The sequence below is a fragment of the Pedomonas mirosovicensis genome, assembly GCF_022569295.1.
GTDB lineage: Bacteria > Pseudomonadota > Alphaproteobacteria > Sphingomonadales > Sphingomonadaceae > Pedomonas > Pedomonas mirosovicensis.
The window spans coordinates 2522401-2538647 of the sequence record NZ_JAKFIA010000001.1; the positions used below are offsets into that span (position 1 = coordinate 2522401).

General features: G+C 65.6%; 16 protein-coding genes. 9 read left to right on the top strand and 7 right to left on the bottom strand.

What is annotated here, in order from left to right:
* Positions 1-121 precede the first annotated feature (121 nt).
* A complete protein-coding gene (locus L0C21_RS12035; RefSeq protein WP_259278585.1) occupies positions 122-1864 on the bottom strand; it encodes a class I adenylate-forming enzyme family protein in 1743 nt (580 codons plus the stop codon).
* A gap of 199 nt (positions 1865-2063) precedes the next feature.
* Here L0C21_RS12035 and lgt point away from each other — a divergent pair, with 199 nt between their 5' ends.
* Genes lgt through pgeF form a run of 4 tightly spaced genes read left to right on the top strand, consistent with a single transcriptional unit; the run spans position 2064 to position 5273 of the window.
* Positions 2064-2858, top strand: coding sequence for a prolipoprotein diacylglyceryl transferase (gene lgt, locus L0C21_RS12040; protein WP_259278586.1), 795 nt, complete (start codon positions 2064-2066; stop codon positions 2856-2858).
* Positions 2855-3922 (top strand): class I SAM-dependent methyltransferase, encoded by a 1068-nt coding sequence (locus L0C21_RS12045; protein ID WP_259278587.1) that lies wholly within the window; start codon positions 2855-2857, stop codon positions 3920-3922. Before lgt ends, L0C21_RS12045 begins: the two co-directional genes overlap by 4 nt.
* Positions 3919-4503 (top strand): GNAT family N-acetyltransferase, encoded by a 585-nt coding sequence (locus L0C21_RS12050; protein WP_259278588.1) that lies wholly within the window; start codon positions 3919-3921, stop codon positions 4501-4503. The genes L0C21_RS12045 and L0C21_RS12050 overlap by 4 nt, the downstream gene beginning before the upstream one ends.
* The gene (gene pgeF, locus L0C21_RS12055; protein WP_259278589.1) at positions 4500-5273 is read left to right on the top strand and encodes a peptidoglycan editing factor PgeF; all 774 of its coding nucleotides are present in this window, start codon (positions 4500-4502) and stop codon (positions 5271-5273) included. Before L0C21_RS12050 ends, pgeF begins: the two co-directional genes overlap by 4 nt.
* A gap of 229 nt (positions 5274-5502) precedes the next feature.
* Here the strand turns inward: pgeF and L0C21_RS12060 are convergent, their stop codons facing one another.
* From L0C21_RS12060 to L0C21_RS12070, 3 genes are read right to left on the bottom strand one after another with little or no spacing between them, the layout of a single operon-like run.
* Complete coding sequence (locus L0C21_RS12060) at positions 5503-6093, bottom strand: hypothetical protein (RefSeq protein WP_259278590.1); 591 nt, start codon at positions 6091-6093, stop codon at positions 5503-5505.
* Positions 6094-6111: 18 nt separating this feature from the next.
* Positions 6112-7353: a M48 family metallopeptidase gene (locus tag L0C21_RS12065; RefSeq protein WP_259278591.1), complete on the bottom strand. Its 1242-nt coding sequence runs from the start codon at positions 7351-7353 to the stop codon at positions 6112-6114.
* Positions 7354-7363: 10 nt separating this feature from the next.
* On the bottom strand, positions 7364-8122 hold the full coding sequence (locus L0C21_RS12070) for a hypothetical protein (protein ID WP_259278592.1): 759 nt from the start codon (positions 8120-8122) through the stop codon (positions 7364-7366).
* A gap of 379 nt (positions 8123-8501) precedes the next feature.
* Between L0C21_RS12070 and L0C21_RS12075 the strand changes: the two genes are divergently transcribed.
* Positions 8502-9437, top strand: coding sequence for a ribose-phosphate pyrophosphokinase (locus L0C21_RS12075; RefSeq protein WP_259278593.1), 936 nt, complete (start codon positions 8502-8504; stop codon positions 9435-9437).
* 86 nt (positions 9438-9523) lie between these two features.
* Here L0C21_RS12075 and L0C21_RS12080 read toward each other — a convergent pair whose 3' ends face one another.
* Positions 9524-10471 carry a DMT family transporter gene (locus tag L0C21_RS12080; RefSeq protein ID WP_259278594.1) on the bottom strand — a complete coding sequence of 316 codons (948 nt, stop codon included), beginning with the start codon at positions 10469-10471 and terminating at the stop codon, positions 9524-9526.
* Positions 10472-10628: 157 nt separating this feature from the next.
* Here L0C21_RS12080 and gcvA point away from each other — a divergent pair, with 157 nt between their 5' ends.
* Positions 10629-11531, top strand: coding sequence for a transcriptional regulator GcvA (gene gcvA / locus L0C21_RS12085; protein WP_259278595.1), 903 nt, complete (start codon positions 10629-10631; stop codon positions 11529-11531).
* Here gcvA and L0C21_RS12090 read toward each other — a convergent pair.
* Positions 11528-11824, bottom strand: coding sequence for a TipAS antibiotic-recognition domain-containing protein (locus tag L0C21_RS12090; protein ID WP_310593387.1), 297 nt, complete (start codon positions 11822-11824; stop codon positions 11528-11530). The two genes, gcvA and L0C21_RS12090, sit on opposite strands and share 4 nt — an antisense overlap.
* Positions 11825-11894: 70 nt before the next feature.
* On the opposite strand from L0C21_RS12090, the gene L0C21_RS12095 reads away from it, so the two are divergent.
* On the top strand, positions 11895-12659 hold the full coding sequence (locus tag L0C21_RS12095) for an IS5 family transposase (protein ID WP_259278879.1): 765 nt from the start codon (positions 11895-11897) through the stop codon (positions 12657-12659).
* Here L0C21_RS12095 and L0C21_RS12100 read toward each other — a convergent pair whose 3' ends face one another.
* Positions 12660-13133: a MerR family transcriptional regulator gene (locus L0C21_RS12100; protein WP_259278596.1), complete on the bottom strand. Its 474-nt coding sequence runs from the start codon at positions 13131-13133 to the stop codon at positions 12660-12662.
* A 158-nt stretch (positions 13134-13291) separates the two neighbouring features.
* On the opposite strand from L0C21_RS12100, the gene L0C21_RS12105 reads away from it, so the two are divergent.
* Together L0C21_RS12105 and L0C21_RS12110 are read left to right on the top strand one after the other, a co-directional pair.
* Positions 13292-14227 (top strand): hydroxymethylglutaryl-CoA lyase, encoded by a 936-nt coding sequence (locus L0C21_RS12105; protein WP_310593374.1) that lies wholly within the window; start codon positions 13292-13294, stop codon positions 14225-14227.
* A gap of 109 nt (positions 14228-14336) precedes the next feature.
* Positions 14337-16187 (top strand): ABCB family ABC transporter ATP-binding protein/permease, encoded by a 1851-nt coding sequence (locus tag L0C21_RS12110; protein WP_259278597.1) that lies wholly within the window; start codon positions 14337-14339, stop codon positions 16185-16187.
* Positions 16188-16247 lie beyond the last annotated feature (60 nt).

Genomic DNA, 16247 nt, shown 5'->3' on the forward strand with positions numbered 1-16247 from the left:
TTCGCATCATCGCGCGTCTCCCCCGGCCGCAGTGCCAGCGTTCTGCCAAGGCGGAGCCTCCACAAAAGCGACCGGCGATTCTCCCCAAGACCCGGTGTGGGCCCTCAAGACGGTTGCGGTCTTATGCCGCGGCGTGTTCCGCCTTGAACAGTTCGAGATAATAACGACGCAATTTGGCTTTGTCGATCTTGCCCGAACCCAAACGTGGCAGAGGGTTGCCGATAAGCCACAGGTAAGCCGGGACCTTGAACGCCGCCAATGACTTGGCCGCATGCTCCAGCAGTTTCTCCGCCGTCAAGCCCGCCTCCGGGCGGGCATAGACCACCGCCCCCACGATCTCGCCCAGCCGCTTATCCGGCAGGCCGAAAACGCAGGCGTCCAGCACGTCCGGGCAACCGTGCAGCGCCGCCTCCACCTCCAGGCACGAGACGTTCTCGCCGCCGCGGATGATGATGTCCTTCTTGCGATCAACGATGAACAGGTAGCCGTCCTCGTCAAAATAGCCGAGGTCGCCGGACTTGAACCAGCCATCCGGCGTGAAGGCGGCATTGGTCGCCTCCGGGTTCATCCAGTAACCGCGCGCCAGAGCCGCCGTGCGCCACCAGATTTCCCCCACCTCGCCGCAGGCGGCCTCTGCGCCGCTATCGTCAACGGCAATCTTCATCTGGGTGACGAAGGGAATGGGCCGCCCCGCCGAGGCGGGCTTGGCAACATACCCCTCCCGGTTGCCGACGGTGCTGAAGGCGTTGGTCTCGGTGAGGCCATAGCCGATGGTGGGGCGCTTTTGAGGGAAGGTCTCCTTCAGCCGCCGCACGTGCTCGGTCGGGCGGGCCGCGCCGCCCGCGCCCATGTCGCGCAAGCTGCTGATATCGTACTTGTCCCGGTCCGGGTGCTCCATCACTTCCAGGGTCATGGTGGGCACGCCAACAAGGTGCGTCACCTTCTCCGCCTCGATCAGCCGCAGCGCCGCGCCCGCATCCCACTTGTGCATCATCACCAGCTTGCGGCCGACGATGAAGCAGGTCATCCACACGGCAAAGCAGCCGGTGGTGTGGAACAGCGGCACTGCCAGCAACGTGGCCGACTGGTGGCCGTAGGGCCGCCCTTCCCTCTCGTCCATCAGGTTCATGGCAAGGCCATAAAGGGCAAGGCCGAACAGCGCCGCAATCACCGCGCGATGGGTGGAGACCACCCCCTTCGGGTTGCCGGTGGAGCCGGAGGTGTAAAGGATGGTGGCGTCGTCCTCCGGATAGAGCGGCGGCAGGGTGAAGGGCTCGGCAGGGGCGGCGTCCAGCACGTCCTCCAGCCGGTCCCAGCCGTGCGTCGCCAGCTGATGATCGGCGACAGCGTCGCGGCTGCGGGCAACAACCACCGGCACGGCAGCGCCCATGGCCCCGGCCACGCGCTCCGCGCGCGGGCCATCGGCCACCACCAGCCGCGCGCCGCTGTCTTGAATGGCGAAGGCCAGCTCCTCGCCGGTCCACCATGCATTGAGTGGCACCACGATCGCGCCGATGGTCACAAGCCCCATGAAGGCGAGGCACCATTCGGGGTAGTTCCGCATGGCCAGCGCCACCCGGTCGCCCTTGGCGATGCGATAGCGGGCCTGAAACGCCGCGCCGTAACGGCGGGCCAGCACAAGCGCCTCGTTGAAGCTCAGCCGCTCCTCGCCATAGACGATGAACGGCAGGTCGCCGTGCCCTGCGCCAAGCAGGAAGAAATAATCCCGCAGGCTGGGCGGGGCGACCTTGAAGACGGGCAACATCTGTCCCCGGATGCTCTCCTGCACGACTTCCAGCCGGCCGCCAGGGGCCGTAAGCGCGGCGCAGATCTGGTCATAGAGCTTGTCCGAGTCCGTCAGCATCCGGTCTTTCCCCTTTGCATTCTGGCTCTACTGCCCCGGCAGGATGGCGCATCGCCCGGCCACCGCCTCCACCGGCCCCGGCTCGCTGCCAGCGCGGCTCATTATGCGTTGTTTTAAGAAATAATATGCGGCAAGGGGGAAGGCCCGGCAACGGCACCGCCGGGAGGGCGTCCGATCTATTTTGGGGGGTAGCAGGCTCATGGAACTCGGCAACATCGATCCCGTCGCGTTTGAGATCGGACCTCTGGTGGTGCGCTGGTATGCCCTGGCCTACATCGCCGGAATCCTCGGCGGCTGGTGGCTCGCCACCCGCATGGCGGACAAGCCGGGCTCGCCCTGGACCCGCCGCCACATCGACGATTTCATCACCTGGGTGACGCTCGGCATTATCATCGGCGGGCGGCTCGCCTACGTGATCTTCTACAACCTGCCCTACTATATCGAAAATCCGGGCGCCATCATCCGTCTGTGGGATGGCGGCATGTCCTTCCACGGCGGGGTCATCGGCGTCGGCGTCGCCATTCTCTGGTTCTGCAAAAAATACAAGCTGAACTGGCTGCGCGTGGCGGATTATGTGGCCTGCGTCGTCCCCATCGGGCTCGGGCTCGGTCGCATCGCCAACTTCATCAACGGCGAGCTGTGGGGCCGCGTTACCACCTCGCCCGTCGGCATCATTTTCCACACCGGCGGCCCGCTGCCCCGTCACCCGAGCCAGCTTTACGAAGCCTTCCTCGAAGGGCTGGTGCTGCTTGCCATTCTGCTGGTGCTGTTCTACCGCACGAACGCCCGCCTGATGCCGGGCCGTCTCTCCGGCGCATTCCTGCTGTTCTACGGCATTTTCCGCTTTGCCGTTGAATTCGTGCGCGAGCCGGACAGCCAGCTGGCGGAGTTCACCGCCATGACCGGCCTGCACATGGGCCAATGGCTGTGCGTGCCGATGATCCTCGGCGGCCTCTACCTGTTCTTCAGCGCGCCAAAGCGGCAGACGGCATGAGCGGCCTTAAGGACATTCTAGCCGCGCAGATCCGCGCGAACGGGCCGATGCCGGTGGCCGATTTCATGGGGCTGTGCCTCGGCCACCCGGAACACGGCTATTACATGAAGAAGGTGCCCTTCGGCCGCGAGGGAGATTTCACCACCGCGCCCGAAATCTCCCAGGTGTTCGGGGAGCTGATCGGCCTGCACCTCGCCGAGCTGTGGATGCGCGCCGGCAGCCCTGCTGTCGTGCAACTGGTGGAGCTGGGGCCGGGGCGCGGCACGCTGATGGCCGATTTGCTGCGCGCCACCGCCCGCGTGCCCGGCTTTCACGACGCGCTTCACATCACGTTCGTCGAGATGAGCCCGGTGCTCCGCGCCGAGCAGAAATCCCGCGTGCCCAATGCCGCATGGGCGGACCGGCTGGCGGACGTGCCGGAAGGCGCGCCCCTCCTCCTCGTCGCCAACGAATTTTTCGATGCCCTGCCCGCCCGGCAGCTGGTGAAGACCGCGCATGGCTGGCAGGAGCGGCACGTGGACTGGCAGGGCGATCGCTTCGTGCCCATGGTGCCCGAGGATGCGCCGCGCCTCGACATGCTGGTGCCCGCGGAACTGCGCGGGGCCCCGCAAGGCAGCATTTTTGAAATTCTCGGCGGAGCGGAGGAAGCCACGCTCATCAACCGTCGCTTGCGTGCCGATGGCGGCGCGGCGCTCATCATCGATTACGGCCACGATCGCCACGGCCTTGGCGATACGCTTCAGGCCATGCACGCGCATGAATATGCCGACCCGTTCGAGACGCCGGGCGATGCGGACCTGACCGTGCACGTGGACTTCGCACAAGTTACGGCCCGCGCGGGCGAGGCCTTACGCGTGCTCGGGCCCGTCGGCCAGGGGCGGTTCCTGCGCGCGCTGGGGCTCGATATTCGCACCGCCATGCTGGCCAAGGCCAATCCGCCGCGTGCGGAACATCTCGTCTCTGCCTCGCGCCGGCTTGCCGACGCCGACCAGATGGGCACCTTGTTCAAGGCGCTGTCGCTCAGCAACCCTGATTGGCCGGCTCCTGCAGGATTCGACACATGACGTTGCCCATGAACCAGATCACCTACCGTGCGCCCGAGCGCGGCGATGCGGCGAACCTGTCCCACTTCGGGCGGCAGACCTTCTGCGCCACCTTCGCCCATCTCTACAAGCCGGAAGACCTGAGCACCTATCTCAACCGCGTCTACACTCCCGCCGCCATGCTGGCAGACATGGCGACCCCCGGCACCGAATTCCGCATCGCGGAGCACGGCGGCCGGATCATCGGCTTCTGCAAGATCGGCGCGGTGACGGTGCCCATCGGCAAGATCCCGCCGAAATCGATGGAGCTGCGCCAGATCTACGTGGACCACGATTTTCACGGCAGCGGCGTTGCCGCCACGCTGATGGCCTGGGCGCTCGACCGCGCGCACGCCCGCAATTGCGAGAATATCTACCTTAGCGTCTATGCCGAGAATTTCCGCGCCCAGAAATTCTATCAGCGCCACGGCTTCAAGGTGATCGGCGAATACAAGTTCATGGTGGGCAGCCAAGCGGATGATGAGCTCATCATGCACCTGATGATCCACCACACCCTTGGCGATGCCGCCGATACCACCGCCACCCACAAGGACCCGGCATGACCGACGCTCCCATCCTCCGCCTCACCTCCCGCGCGCTGGACGGCCTGCCCCACGGCTTCCTGGGGCGCACGGGCGGCGTCTCCACCGGCATGTTTGCCAGCCTCAACGTGGGCCTCGGCTCATCGGACGACAAACAGGCCGTGTGCGAGAACCGCCGCCGCGCGGTGGAGGCAGTCGCGCCGGGCGCGCAACTCGTCACCCTGCACCAAGTCCACAGCAACCGCGCCGTCGTCGCCGACGCATGGGCGGATGATGCCCGCCCGGAGGCCGACGCCCTCGTCACCAACCGGCCGGGGCTGCTGCTGGGCATCCTCACCGCCGATTGCGGCCCCGTGCTGCTGGCGGATGGGCAAGCCGGCGTCATCGGCGCGGCCCACGCGGGCTGGAAAGGCGCGCTCACCGGCGTGCTGGAAGCCGCCATCGCGGCCATGGAATCCCTCGGCGCGCAGCGGGAGCGCATCAGCGCCGCCATCGGCCCTTGCATCGGCCGCCGTTCCTACGAGGTGGACGAAGCCTTCCTGCGCCGCTTCGCGGAAAGCAGCGAGGAGGCCGAGCACTTCTTCTCCAGCGGCCAGCGCGACGGCCATTACCAGTTCGATCTGGAAGGCTTCATCGCCCTGCGCCTCTCCCAGTCGGGCGTGCGCGATATCGAGGCGCTGGGCATCGATACCTACAGCCAGTCCGACCGCTTCTTCAGCTACCGCCGCACCACCCACGCAGACGAACCCGACTACGGACGCCAGATCTCCCTCATCGCCCTGCCGGGCTGAGGGGACTGCGAGATTTGGGAATTATTTTGCAGGAGGGGCTTGCCCCTCCTGCACCTCCCACTCGTTTTTCAGGCCGTGCGCGTGGATAGCGAGCGCGGCCCTTTTCTGATTTTTTCATCGGGACGCGCGCTTAATGAAGGGCGAGTCCGATAAAGGAACGGGAGTGCAGAGGGTCCGAGACCCTCTGCAAAAAATCCCTTCTAAAAAAAACTCTCCCTGAAAATCCCCCTCACCCCAGCGTGGCGGTGGCCGCCATGGCTTCGAACTCCGGCAGCGCGGCACCGAAATAATGGAGGGCCGTGCCGTCGAGCGCCATGAGGTAGAGCTTGCCATCGATAATGGCCATGAGGCAGCTCCCCTTGCGCTTCACCTCATCGCCGCCAACGTAAGAAAAATCGAAGCGCAGCCCCGACTTGCCGAGGAACGTGGCGGGCTCCACCACCGTGGTTTCGAAAATCGAGGCTCCGGCCCTGATGCGGTAGAAGCTCTCGATCATCGAGACCAGGTCCGGCGGCGACATGGTGGCGCGAAAGACCGGAACCTTCTGGTCGTCCTTCCTGCGCTGCCGGGTAATGGCCTCGCCATCCGGCAGGCCGCCGATGAAGCTGAGGGTGTCGAGGACCGGGCCGTTCCGGGTCCAGTTCTCCTCCCACTTGGTATTGGAAGCCCCCTTGGGCACCCGGTTCCAGGCCAGCGAGGGGCTGACCTTGATGGCGCCTTTGGCAGCAAGCGTCGGCGCGGGCGAGACCAGCGTGTAGGTTGGGGCGCAGGCGGCGAGGCCCAGCCCCACGGCGATTGCCAGAATAGGAAGCGTTTTCACGAAAATTGTCCCCCGGTTCTACTGTGCGATGGAAAAGCGGACCATGGCCGCATCCCTGGCGTCCGGCGCGAGGCCCAGATAGCGGACAAGGGCGGCGCGGCCTTCCTCGCCGCGACCAGCCTTCAGCAAGGCATAGCCGTGGGCGCGCCACGCCTCGGCGGGCGCATCGCCATGCTGAACGGCGGCGGCATAGGCGTTTGCTGCCCGCTCCGCGTCCCCGGCTTCGTCCCGCAGGCGGTAGACCTCACCTTCGTAATACCGCAGCGTGCCGGTCCACCCGTCCTCACCCAGCGAATTGAGCAGGTAGAGGCTGGCGCCGGGGTCGTTCAGCTTCACCTGCTCCGCCAGCAGCATGGCCCGGTGCGGCGCGATGGCCTTTGCCCACGCCTCCCGCCCGTCATCGAACTGGCGGCCCGCCGATGCCTGCCGGATATCGCCCGCCGCCGCGCGCAGGGCGCCCATACGTTCGCCGGACGGCGGGTGGGTGGAAAAGGCCGAGCGGGCGTCATCCCGGTAGCGCTTCCCGCGCTGACGAGCGGAAGCCTTGCGCTCCTCGATCAGCTGCCGCCACACTTGAGAGGCAGCTTCCGGCGCGTATCCGGCAGTCTCGAGCAGCTTGAGGCCATACAGGTCCGCCTCGCTCTCCTGCCTTCGGCTGAAGGAGAAGATGGAGAGGAACAGCGCCGTGTTGAGGGACCGGGCCAGATCGACCCAGCTGTCGGAAGTGCCGCCCGCGGAAGCGGTCGCACCCACCGCTACGGCCGTTCCGGCTGAAACGAACGCCATGAACCCGGTCTTGGTTCTTTGGTCCCGCCATCCCTCGACGGAGTGCTTGCGCGCATAGTGCCCGCCTTCGTGGCCGAGCACGGCGGCAAACTGGGCCTCATTGCGAACCCGCGCCAGAAACCCGCTGTGCACCAGCATCATGCCATTGGGCGCCATGGAAGCGTTGAAGCTGGCGTCATGCACCAGGTAGACGCGTACATCCCGCGCCTGCTCGCCCATCAGCCGCTCCAGCACGCCAAGGGCGTAGTGGCGCAGGTCCGGCGTTTTCATCAAGAGATTGGAGGTGGATATCTCCTCCTCAAGCCGCTCGCACAGCTGCCACAGCCCCTTCTCGTCCGCATCGAGCGGCTGGTAGCCAGGCTCCACAAGCGGCTGAAGCGTGTTCGGGGCGATGCGGGCGAGCGCCCGTCCGCTCCCGCAGAGCGCACAGCCGCACAGGCCCGCCGCGATGAAACGGCGACGCGATATCTCCATCGCCGCCCCCTCACGCCTTTTTCTGCGTGGAGGTCTCGGCGCTCTTTGCCATCGCGCCCGGCTCCATCCTGCCGAGAAGATCATCGACGAGATCCTCGGCGCCCTCGGGCGTGCGAATGTCGCCAGCGGTGGAGCTGAGGGTGTTGAACCACACCACCTGCCCGGTCTTCAAATCCACCAGCGAGGCATAGGCCGAGCGTTGACCGCCCTTGGGCATGATACAGACACCAACCATGCAGCCGAGGAAACTGACCGCCTGCAAGGCCACCCGGCCGGTACTGGAAAAGCTGTCCTCCGCGTGAAGAAACAGGGCGTAATCGAAGCCGCTGGCCGCGCCAAAGGCAACGGCTTGCCTGCCCAGCGTCCAGTCGAACCGGTCCTTCTTCGTCGGCAGCTTCTGGCCCAGATATTTGTGCCGGGCGATCGATGCGCCGACGGCCTTGTGCAGGCGCTCAAGGTCGGCGACCATCGCCGGATCGCCGCCGACCTCCTCACGGGCTGAGGCAACCTTGACCGCCCCGCCCCGGCCCGCCTGCTGTTTCCGCAGGGCCGTGATGATGTTTGCGCGGGCCTGGTCCGTCCAGTCCTCGCGCGGCTCAACCGAGCCGCCCGCCGTCAGCAGGCCAACGGAAACGTCGGGCCGCATGACCAGCAACCTGTAATTTCCCTCGGGCGGCGTGAAGCCCACATCGGCCATTTGCTTTGTGGATGTGCAGGCGGGCAGAACAAGCGCGCCGGTTAGAACCAGCGCCAGCTTCGCGGATTTCATCGGCAGCCCTCATGATCTTTTTCAATCGACCTTCAAGCCGGGTCGTTGCTTATGAGGAACATTGTTCGGGCGAGTTGACGTCAGATCAACAGGGTCGGGGTCGTATGCCGGGCCTTGTCCCATCCCCAGATCAGGGGGTGGCGGAACGCTGCGGAGCAGGTGATTCGGGCAGAACGCAGGCTGCGGCCCGCCTGTTCGGCCCATTCGAACGGGCAGCGGGAACAATTGGGCAATTGCCGCATGTTTGCCTGATATACCGCCGCTTACGCCCCTGTTGAGGCTTACAAACAGCACCCAACAGCTGAGCCGTGCATTGCCAGCGCGCCCCCCGGCGTTAAGAGCGTGCCGATTCCCATATATTCCCTTCCAGAGGGCTCCCATGAAGCTTGTTGCAGGTAATTCCAACCCACCCCTGGCCGAGGCCGTGGCGGCCTATCTCAACATGCCGCTCACCAAAGCGAGCATCCGCCGCTTCTCCGACGAGGAAGTGTTCGTTGAGATTCACGAGAATGTGCGCGGCGAGGACGTGTTCGTCATCCAGTCCACCTCGGCTCCGGCCAACGACAACCTCATGGAGCTGCTGATTACCATTGATGCGCTGCGCCGCGCCTCTGCCCGCCGCATCACCGCCGTGATCCCCTACTTCGGCTACGCCCGCCAGGACCGCAAGCCCGGCCCGCGCACGCCGATTTCCGCCAAGCTGGTGGCCAACCTCATCACCACCGCCGGCGCCCACCGCGTGCTGACCATCGACCTGCACGCCGGCCAGATTCAGGGCTTCTTCGATATCCCGACCGACAACCTGTTCGGCGCGCCGGTGATGAGCGCCGACATCACCCAGCGCTTCGGCAAGGAAAACCTGATGGTGGTCTCGCCGGACGTGGGCGGCGTCGTTCGCGCCCGTGCGCTGGCCAAGCGCCTCAACAACGCCCCGCTCGCCATCGTCGACAAGCGCCGCGAGCGCCCCGGCGAGTCCGAGGTGATGAACATTATCGGCGACGTGACGGACCGCTTCTGCATCCTCGTCGATGATATCGTCGATTCCGCCGGCACGCTCTGCAACGCCGCCGCCGCGCTGAAGGCCAAGGGTGCGAAGGAAGTGGTGGCCTATGTGAGCCACGGCGTGCTCTCGGGCGGCGCTGTGGCTCGCGTCGGCTCCTCGCAGCTGGCCGAGCTGGTCATCACCGACAGCATCATGGCGACCGAGGCCGTGCGCGTTTCCCAGCGCATCCGCCGCCTCACCATCGCCCCGCTGATCGCCGAGGCCGTGCACCGCATCGCCGAGGAGACCTCGGTGTCGAGCCTGTTCGACTAAGGCTCGCGCGCAAGCGCTGACCGAAAAACGGCACCCGTGCCAGGCGGCGCGGGTGCCGTTTCTTTTTGCCTGGGCCCAGCGCAGGTCTAGGCTTGCCGCCTCTGAACCCTTTTGCCTTCCGCCTTTGGCCTCAACAGGGCGAACAGCCGCCCATCGATCGCCGCCAGGCCCGCCGCGATCATCGCCATCCCGAACAGGTGCTTGGCCTCCAACCGCTCGCCAAGCACCAGCGAGCCCAGCACAATGGCGCTGACCGGAATGAGGAAGGTCACCAGCATCAGATTGGTGGCCCCGGCGGTCGAGAGAATGCGGAAAAACAACACATAGGCCAGGGCGGTGGACAGAAGCGCGATACCGGCAATGGCGGCCCAGGTCGCCGGGCTGGGGGCAGGCAGCGTCCACGGCTGGTCGATGACGAGCGTAACCGGGGCCAGCATGATGGCCGAAGCAGTGACCTGCCCCGCAGCCGTCGCCAGCGGCGAGACGCCCATGGCCTTGAAGCGGCGCCCGAAAATACCCGCAAAGGAATAGGAGAGCGCCGCCGCAAGCACGGCCAGCTGCGCCCAGGTGCCCGTGCCGAAGCCGGAGAGCGCCTCCGGGCCGATCATGACCACAACGCCAAGGAAACCGGCGATCACGCCGATCAGCCTGTTGCCGGTGAGTTTTTCATCCGCCGTCAAAACATGGGCGACGATAACCGCCCACAACGGCGTCGTTGCATTGAGAATGGACGCAAGGCCACTGGCGATCTGCGTTTGCCCCCACACGATCAGGCTGAAGGGGATGAGGTTGTTGAGCAGCCCCATGCCGAAAAAGGCGGCCCAGACGCGCCGGTCCTTCGGCATGGCCTGACCCATGAGGCGCACGAGAGTGAGCAGGACCAGGGCAGCGAGCCCGACACGCAGCGCCACGATTGTAAAGGGCGGCAGCTCCTTCACGGCGATGCCGTTGAACAGAAACGACCCGCCCCACAGGATCGACAGCACGACCAGCCTGCCCCAGTCCGCCGGACCCATCACCTTCTGACTTGCCATTCAGCCTTCCTTTTCCTCTGCGCCCGTTCCGGGCTGCTTGCGGCAGCGTCCAATTTTTTCCTTGTAGCTGGACGCTATAGTTCTGCTAAAATTGCGTGCGGGAAGATGCCCTGACAAACGATTAGTTTTCAGGCCTATAATTGAGTTTCACTAAACCATGAACCTGCCGCCCCTTGGAGCCTTGCGGGCCTTTGAAGCCGCCGCACGCCACCTCAGCATGAAGCAGGCGGCGGAGGAGCTGCGCGTCACGCCGGGAGCCGTCAGCCTCCAGATCAAGGAACTGGAAGCAACGCTCGGCGTGCCGCTCTTCATCCGGCGCACGCGCAGCCTTGCGCTGACGCCGCAGGGCTCGACATATTTCACGGCCCTTCGCCCCGCCTTCCGGTTGATCCGTGAGTCCACGGCGGAGATCATCGCCAGCGCCCGCGCGCCCGTCCTCACGGTAGGGTGCACGCCCACCTTCGCCGCCCAGTGGCTCATGCCCCGGCTTGCCCGGTTCGAAACGCAGGCGCCGGAGGTTGACGTTCGAATCAGCGCGACCAACCGGATCGCCGATTTCAGCCGTGATGGGATCGATATTGCCGTTCGCCATGGCTTCGGCCAGTACGACGGCCTCGCCAGCGAGCGGTTGCTGAATGATGATCTCACTCCCGTGTGCAGCCCGGCACTGCTGGGGCGGATCGGCGATCTGGCATCGCCTGATGACCTGGCGCGCACGGCCCTTCTGCACGATGCCAGCCGGCGCGACTGGCAACTCTGGCTGAAAGCCGCCGGGGCCGCCTGTGTTGATGGCTCGCGCGGTCCCGTTTTTGTGGACAGCAATGGCGCGATCGAGGCCGCCAAGGCCGGGCACGGCGTGGCTTTGGCAAGGCTGTCGTTCGTTGAGCGGGAACTGGCCGAAGGGAGCCTGATCGCCCCCTTCCCGCAACGGATTACCAGCGACCTCGCCTATTATCTGGTTTATCCGGCCGGCGCGCTCGACCGGCCGCACGTTGCATCCTTCCGCACGTGGCTGCTGGCCGAGGCGGAATGCCTCACCGCCCGTTCGCAACCGGCCTAAGCCAGCGCCCGCGCCGCATAAACCGCCATGGCCTCGGCCAAGTAGGCGGCAAGGCCGGGCCTGATGTTGTCGTACATGGCGTGAAAATCCTCATGCTCGACATAAAGGCGGCCGAGGCCCGCATAGGCGGTGGCATCCGGCGTCCAGGAGCGGCAGACCCACGCATAATGCCGGGCCGCCAGCGCCTGGGTTTCCGCCGAATCCGCCGCCTGGCCGTTCGCCAACTTCTCGGCGAAGGCCGCGTGCAGCCGGTTTATCTCCGCCAGGAAGTCCGCCTGATCCGCCGGGGTCAGGCTGCGGTGACATTTTAGGAGGTGATGCGTTTCGGGAGGCGTGGTTCACGGCTGGCTGATGGAGGCTGGTGTGGAAGGCGAGGTTCTTCGGGACGATCAGTGGGAGCGGCTGCGCGCGTTTGCGCCCGGCGGCCGCAAGGGCAAACGCGGTCCGCGCAGCGACGGGCGGCGGTTCTTCGATGCGCTGCTGTGGCTGGCGCGCTCGGGGGCACGCTGGCGCGATCTGCCGGAGGATCGTTTTGGCCCCTACCAGACGGTCAAGAGGCGCTATTACCGCTGGATCGAGCAGGGCGTATTTGATCGCATCTTCGAGGCGGTGGCCTCGGACCCGGACATGGAGTGGCTGGCGATCGACGCCACGGTGGTCCGCGCTCAAGCTCAGGCGGCGGGCGGGCGCCAAAAAAGGGGGGGACCGCAAGCCCAGGCTCTTGGCCGCTCCTGTAGCGGTTTCGGGACCAAGATCCATGCCGTAGTTGACGCGCTGGGCCTGCCGGTCCGCTTCGCCCTTGGTCCGGGTCAGCAGAGCGACATGACCCCGGCCTGCGAGCTGCTGTACGGCCTGCACGCGCTGCTGGTTCTGGGCGACCGCGCCTATGATGCCGACTGCGTCTATGACCTCGTCCGCGAACAGGGCGGCAGTCCGGTCATCCCGCCGCGCCGGCACCGCAGATGCCAGCATGGCTATGACCGCTTTGCCTACAAACAGCGATGGGGCATCGAGGGCTTCTTCGCCAAGCTCAAGCAATGGCGGCGCATCGCCACCCGCTACGACAAGCTCGCCGCCACCTTCCTCGGATTCGTAAAGCTTGTCAGCATCATGCTCTGGCTCAAATAATTAAAATGTCACCACAGCCATGGCCGCCATGCGCGCCTTTGAGTCCGCCATTGCATCCCTGGCGCAGTCGCCGTAGCGGGTTTCGATCTCCTGCTCCCACTGCGCCTGTTTTTCCGCCGAGAAGCCGGCGAACAGTTCCTTGTCCTGCATTGCAGCCTCCATCCCTTGTTCCAGTGTTTCGACCGTCTGGTCGATGGTTTGGATGAGACGGCTCAGGCGCTGGCCTTCCGCTTCCAGCCTTGCCCGGTGCTGGAGCAGCGCCGCCTTCCGGTCGAAGCGCGGGTCGTCCAGCGTGCGCCGTATTTCTTCCAGCGGCAGGCCCAGCTCGCGGTAGAACAGGATCTGCTGCAACCGCAGCATTTCCGCGCGGCCGTAGTAGCGGTAACCGTTGGCGCCTACCTCGGCCGGCTTTAAGAGGCCGATCTCATCGTAGTAGTGCAACGCGCGCACGCTGACGCCCGATGCCCTTGCCACTTGCTTGACCGTTCGCCGCACGGCATTGCCCTTTCCGTCTCACGGAGACGCTTCATCGGGCCTCACGCTGCGTAAGGGTCAAGGGATTTTTTGGGCCTGCGGCCTCAAAACCGCTATAGAGAACCCAAGCATTCACGGAACATCTGACGGCACGGATCATGAGCGAGATGAACAACGGCACCGTATCCATCGTTGAGGTTGGCGCGCGCGACGGCCTCCAGAACGAGCCGGAGGTGTTCTCCACCGAAACCAAGGTGGAGCTGCTCACCCGCATGATGGATGCGGGCGCGCGCCGTCTGGAAGTCGCCAGTTTCGTCCACCCCAAGCTGGTGCCCCAGATGGCCGATGCCGAAGCCGTGGTGGCAAGCCTGCCCGACCGCAAGGACGTGAGCTACATCGGCCTCGTGCTCAACAAGCGGGGACTGTTGCGCGCGCTCGCCACCCGCGAGGGCGACAGGCGCGGCGTCGATGAGGCCGGGTGCGTCGCCGTTGCCACCGACAGCTTCGGCCAGCGCAACCAGGGCCAGAGCATCGAGGACAGCATTCGCGAGACCTCCGAGATGCTCCGTCTCGCCAAGGCCGAGGGGTTGGTGCCGCAAGTGACGGTGTCGGTCGCCTTCGGCTGCCCGTTCGAGGGGGAGGTGCCGCAGGCGCGCGTGCTCGAGATCATCCAGCGCCTGGCCGAAAACGAACCGGCGGAGATCGCGCTGGCCGATACCATCGGCGCGGCCGTGCCCCAACAGGTGAGCGACCTGTTCGGCCCCGCGCGCGAGAAGCTGCCCGAAGGCATCCGTTTGCGCGCTCACTTCCACAACACCCGCAACACCGGCATCGCCAACGCCTGGGCGGCGTATCAGGCGGGGGCTGAGGTGCTGGACAGCAGCGTCGGCGGCTTGGGCGGCTGCCCGTTCGCGCCGCGCGCCACCGGCAACATCGCCACGGAAGACCTGCTCTACCTGCTGGAGCGCTCGGACGTATCGACCGGCCTCAGCCTGGAGGATACCATCGCTACCGCCCAGTGGTTCGAAGGCGTACGCGGCAAGCCCTCCGCCTCCATGCTCGCCAAGGCGGGGCCGTTTCCGGCGCGTGGCTGATCCTTCCGGCTCACGCCTCTGGCGCAAGCGCCGGCAAGTGCCTATCTGGAAGGCGTTATAACGCCGGCCTGCCGGACTTTTAATGCTGTTACGTTAAGGATATCGCCCCATGACCGGCACGCCGCCCGCCAAAAGCGCCTGGTCCACCATTCGCCGGTTCGCCCCCTACCTGTGGCCGAAGCATGACCGGGCGCTGAAAATCCGCATCATCATCGCGGCCATCCTCATGGTATTGGCCAAGGCGACGGTGCTGGTGGTGCCGTTCTTCTTCAAGTGGGCGACGGATGCCCTCACCGGCACCGGCGGCCCGGCCATTTCACTGGCCGTTGGCCTCATTGGCGGCTACGCGGGCGTGCGCTTTGCCTCCAGTGTGTTCCAGTTCAGCCGCGATGCGGTTTATGTGCGCGTTGGCCAGCGCGCCATTCGCGGCCTGGCGCTCGATGTTTTCCGGCATCTGCACGCGCTCTCGCTTCGCTTCCATCTGGAGCGGCGCACCGGCGGCCTCTCCAAGGCCATCGAGCGGGGCACCAAGAGCATTGACGAGATGCTTTATTTCCTCGTCTTCAACATCGGCCCGACGATCATCGAACTCATCGCCGTCTGCGTGATTTTCGGCGTCAATTTCGGCTGGGAGGTGGTGGCCATCACCGCCGGCTCCATCGGCTCGTACATCGTGTTCACGGCGGTCGTCACCGAATGGCGGGCAAAGCTGCGCCGCGAAATGGTGGACCGGGACACCAAGGCCAACGCGCGGGCCATCGACAGCCTCCTGAACTTCGAGACGGTGAAATACTTCAACAACGAGGAGCACGAGTTCCGCCAGTACGACGGGGCGCTGCGCCGCTATGAGGACGCCGCCACCAAGTCGGATTCCTCGCTTGCCTTCCTCAACATCGGTCAGGGCTTCCTCACGAGCCTGTGCCTGTTCGGCTGCATGGCGCTGGTGGCGGCGCGGCTGGGCAACGGCACGGCGACCATCGGCGACGTGGTGCTGGTCAACACCATGCTACTGCAGGTATTCCGCCCGCTCGACATCCTGGGCTGGATCTACCGCGAGATCAAACAGGGCCTCGTCGACATGGAATTCATGTTCGGCCTGCTCGACCAGCCGCAAGAAGTTCTCGATAAGCCTGGCGCGCCCGACATCAGGATCAGCGGCGCGCGCATCCGTTTCGACAATGTGATCTTCGCCTACGAGGCGCGCCGCACCATTTTGCACGGCATCTCGTTCGAGGTGCCGGCCGGGCACACGCTCGCCATCGTCGGCCCCTCGGGCGCGGGCAAGTCCACCATCTCGCGCATCCTGTTCCGCTTCTATGACATCGCCTCCGGCAGCGTGACGGTGGACGGGCAGGACATTCGCGACGTGACGCAAACCAGCCTGCGCCGGGCCATCGGCATCGTGCCGCAGGATACGGTGCTGTTCAACGACACCATCCGCTACAACATCGCCTATGGCCGCCCCGGCGCGACCGCCGAAGAAGTGGAGGATGCTGCCCGCCGCGCGCAGATCCACGATTTCATCCTGAGCCTGCCGGACGGCTACGACACGATCGTCGGCGAGCGCGGCCTCAAGCTTTCGGGCGGGGAGAAGCAGCGCGTGGCCATCGCCCGCACGCTTTTGAAAAACCCGCCCATTCTCATTCTGGACGAAGCCACCTCCGCGCTCGACACCCGCACCGAGCGGGACATCCAGGCCGCGCTGGACGCGGCGGCGGCCAACCGCACCACGCTCATCATCGCCCACCGCCTCTCGACCGTGGTGAAGGCGGACCAGATCATCGTTCTGGAGCAGGGCCGCATCGTTGAGCGCGGCACCCACACCGAGCTGCTGGCGATGAACGGGCGCTATGCCGCCATGTGGGCCGCGCAGCAGCAGGAGGTGCTGGAAGCGGCGGCTTCCAACACGACTGACGGCCCTGTAACGGACAGCCTCGCCACGCCCCAACCCGCCCAATAACCGGTGGGCGGAGGGGCAGGGAACCCACCTCTGCATTTCCCGTTGGACTTGAGAGAGCGC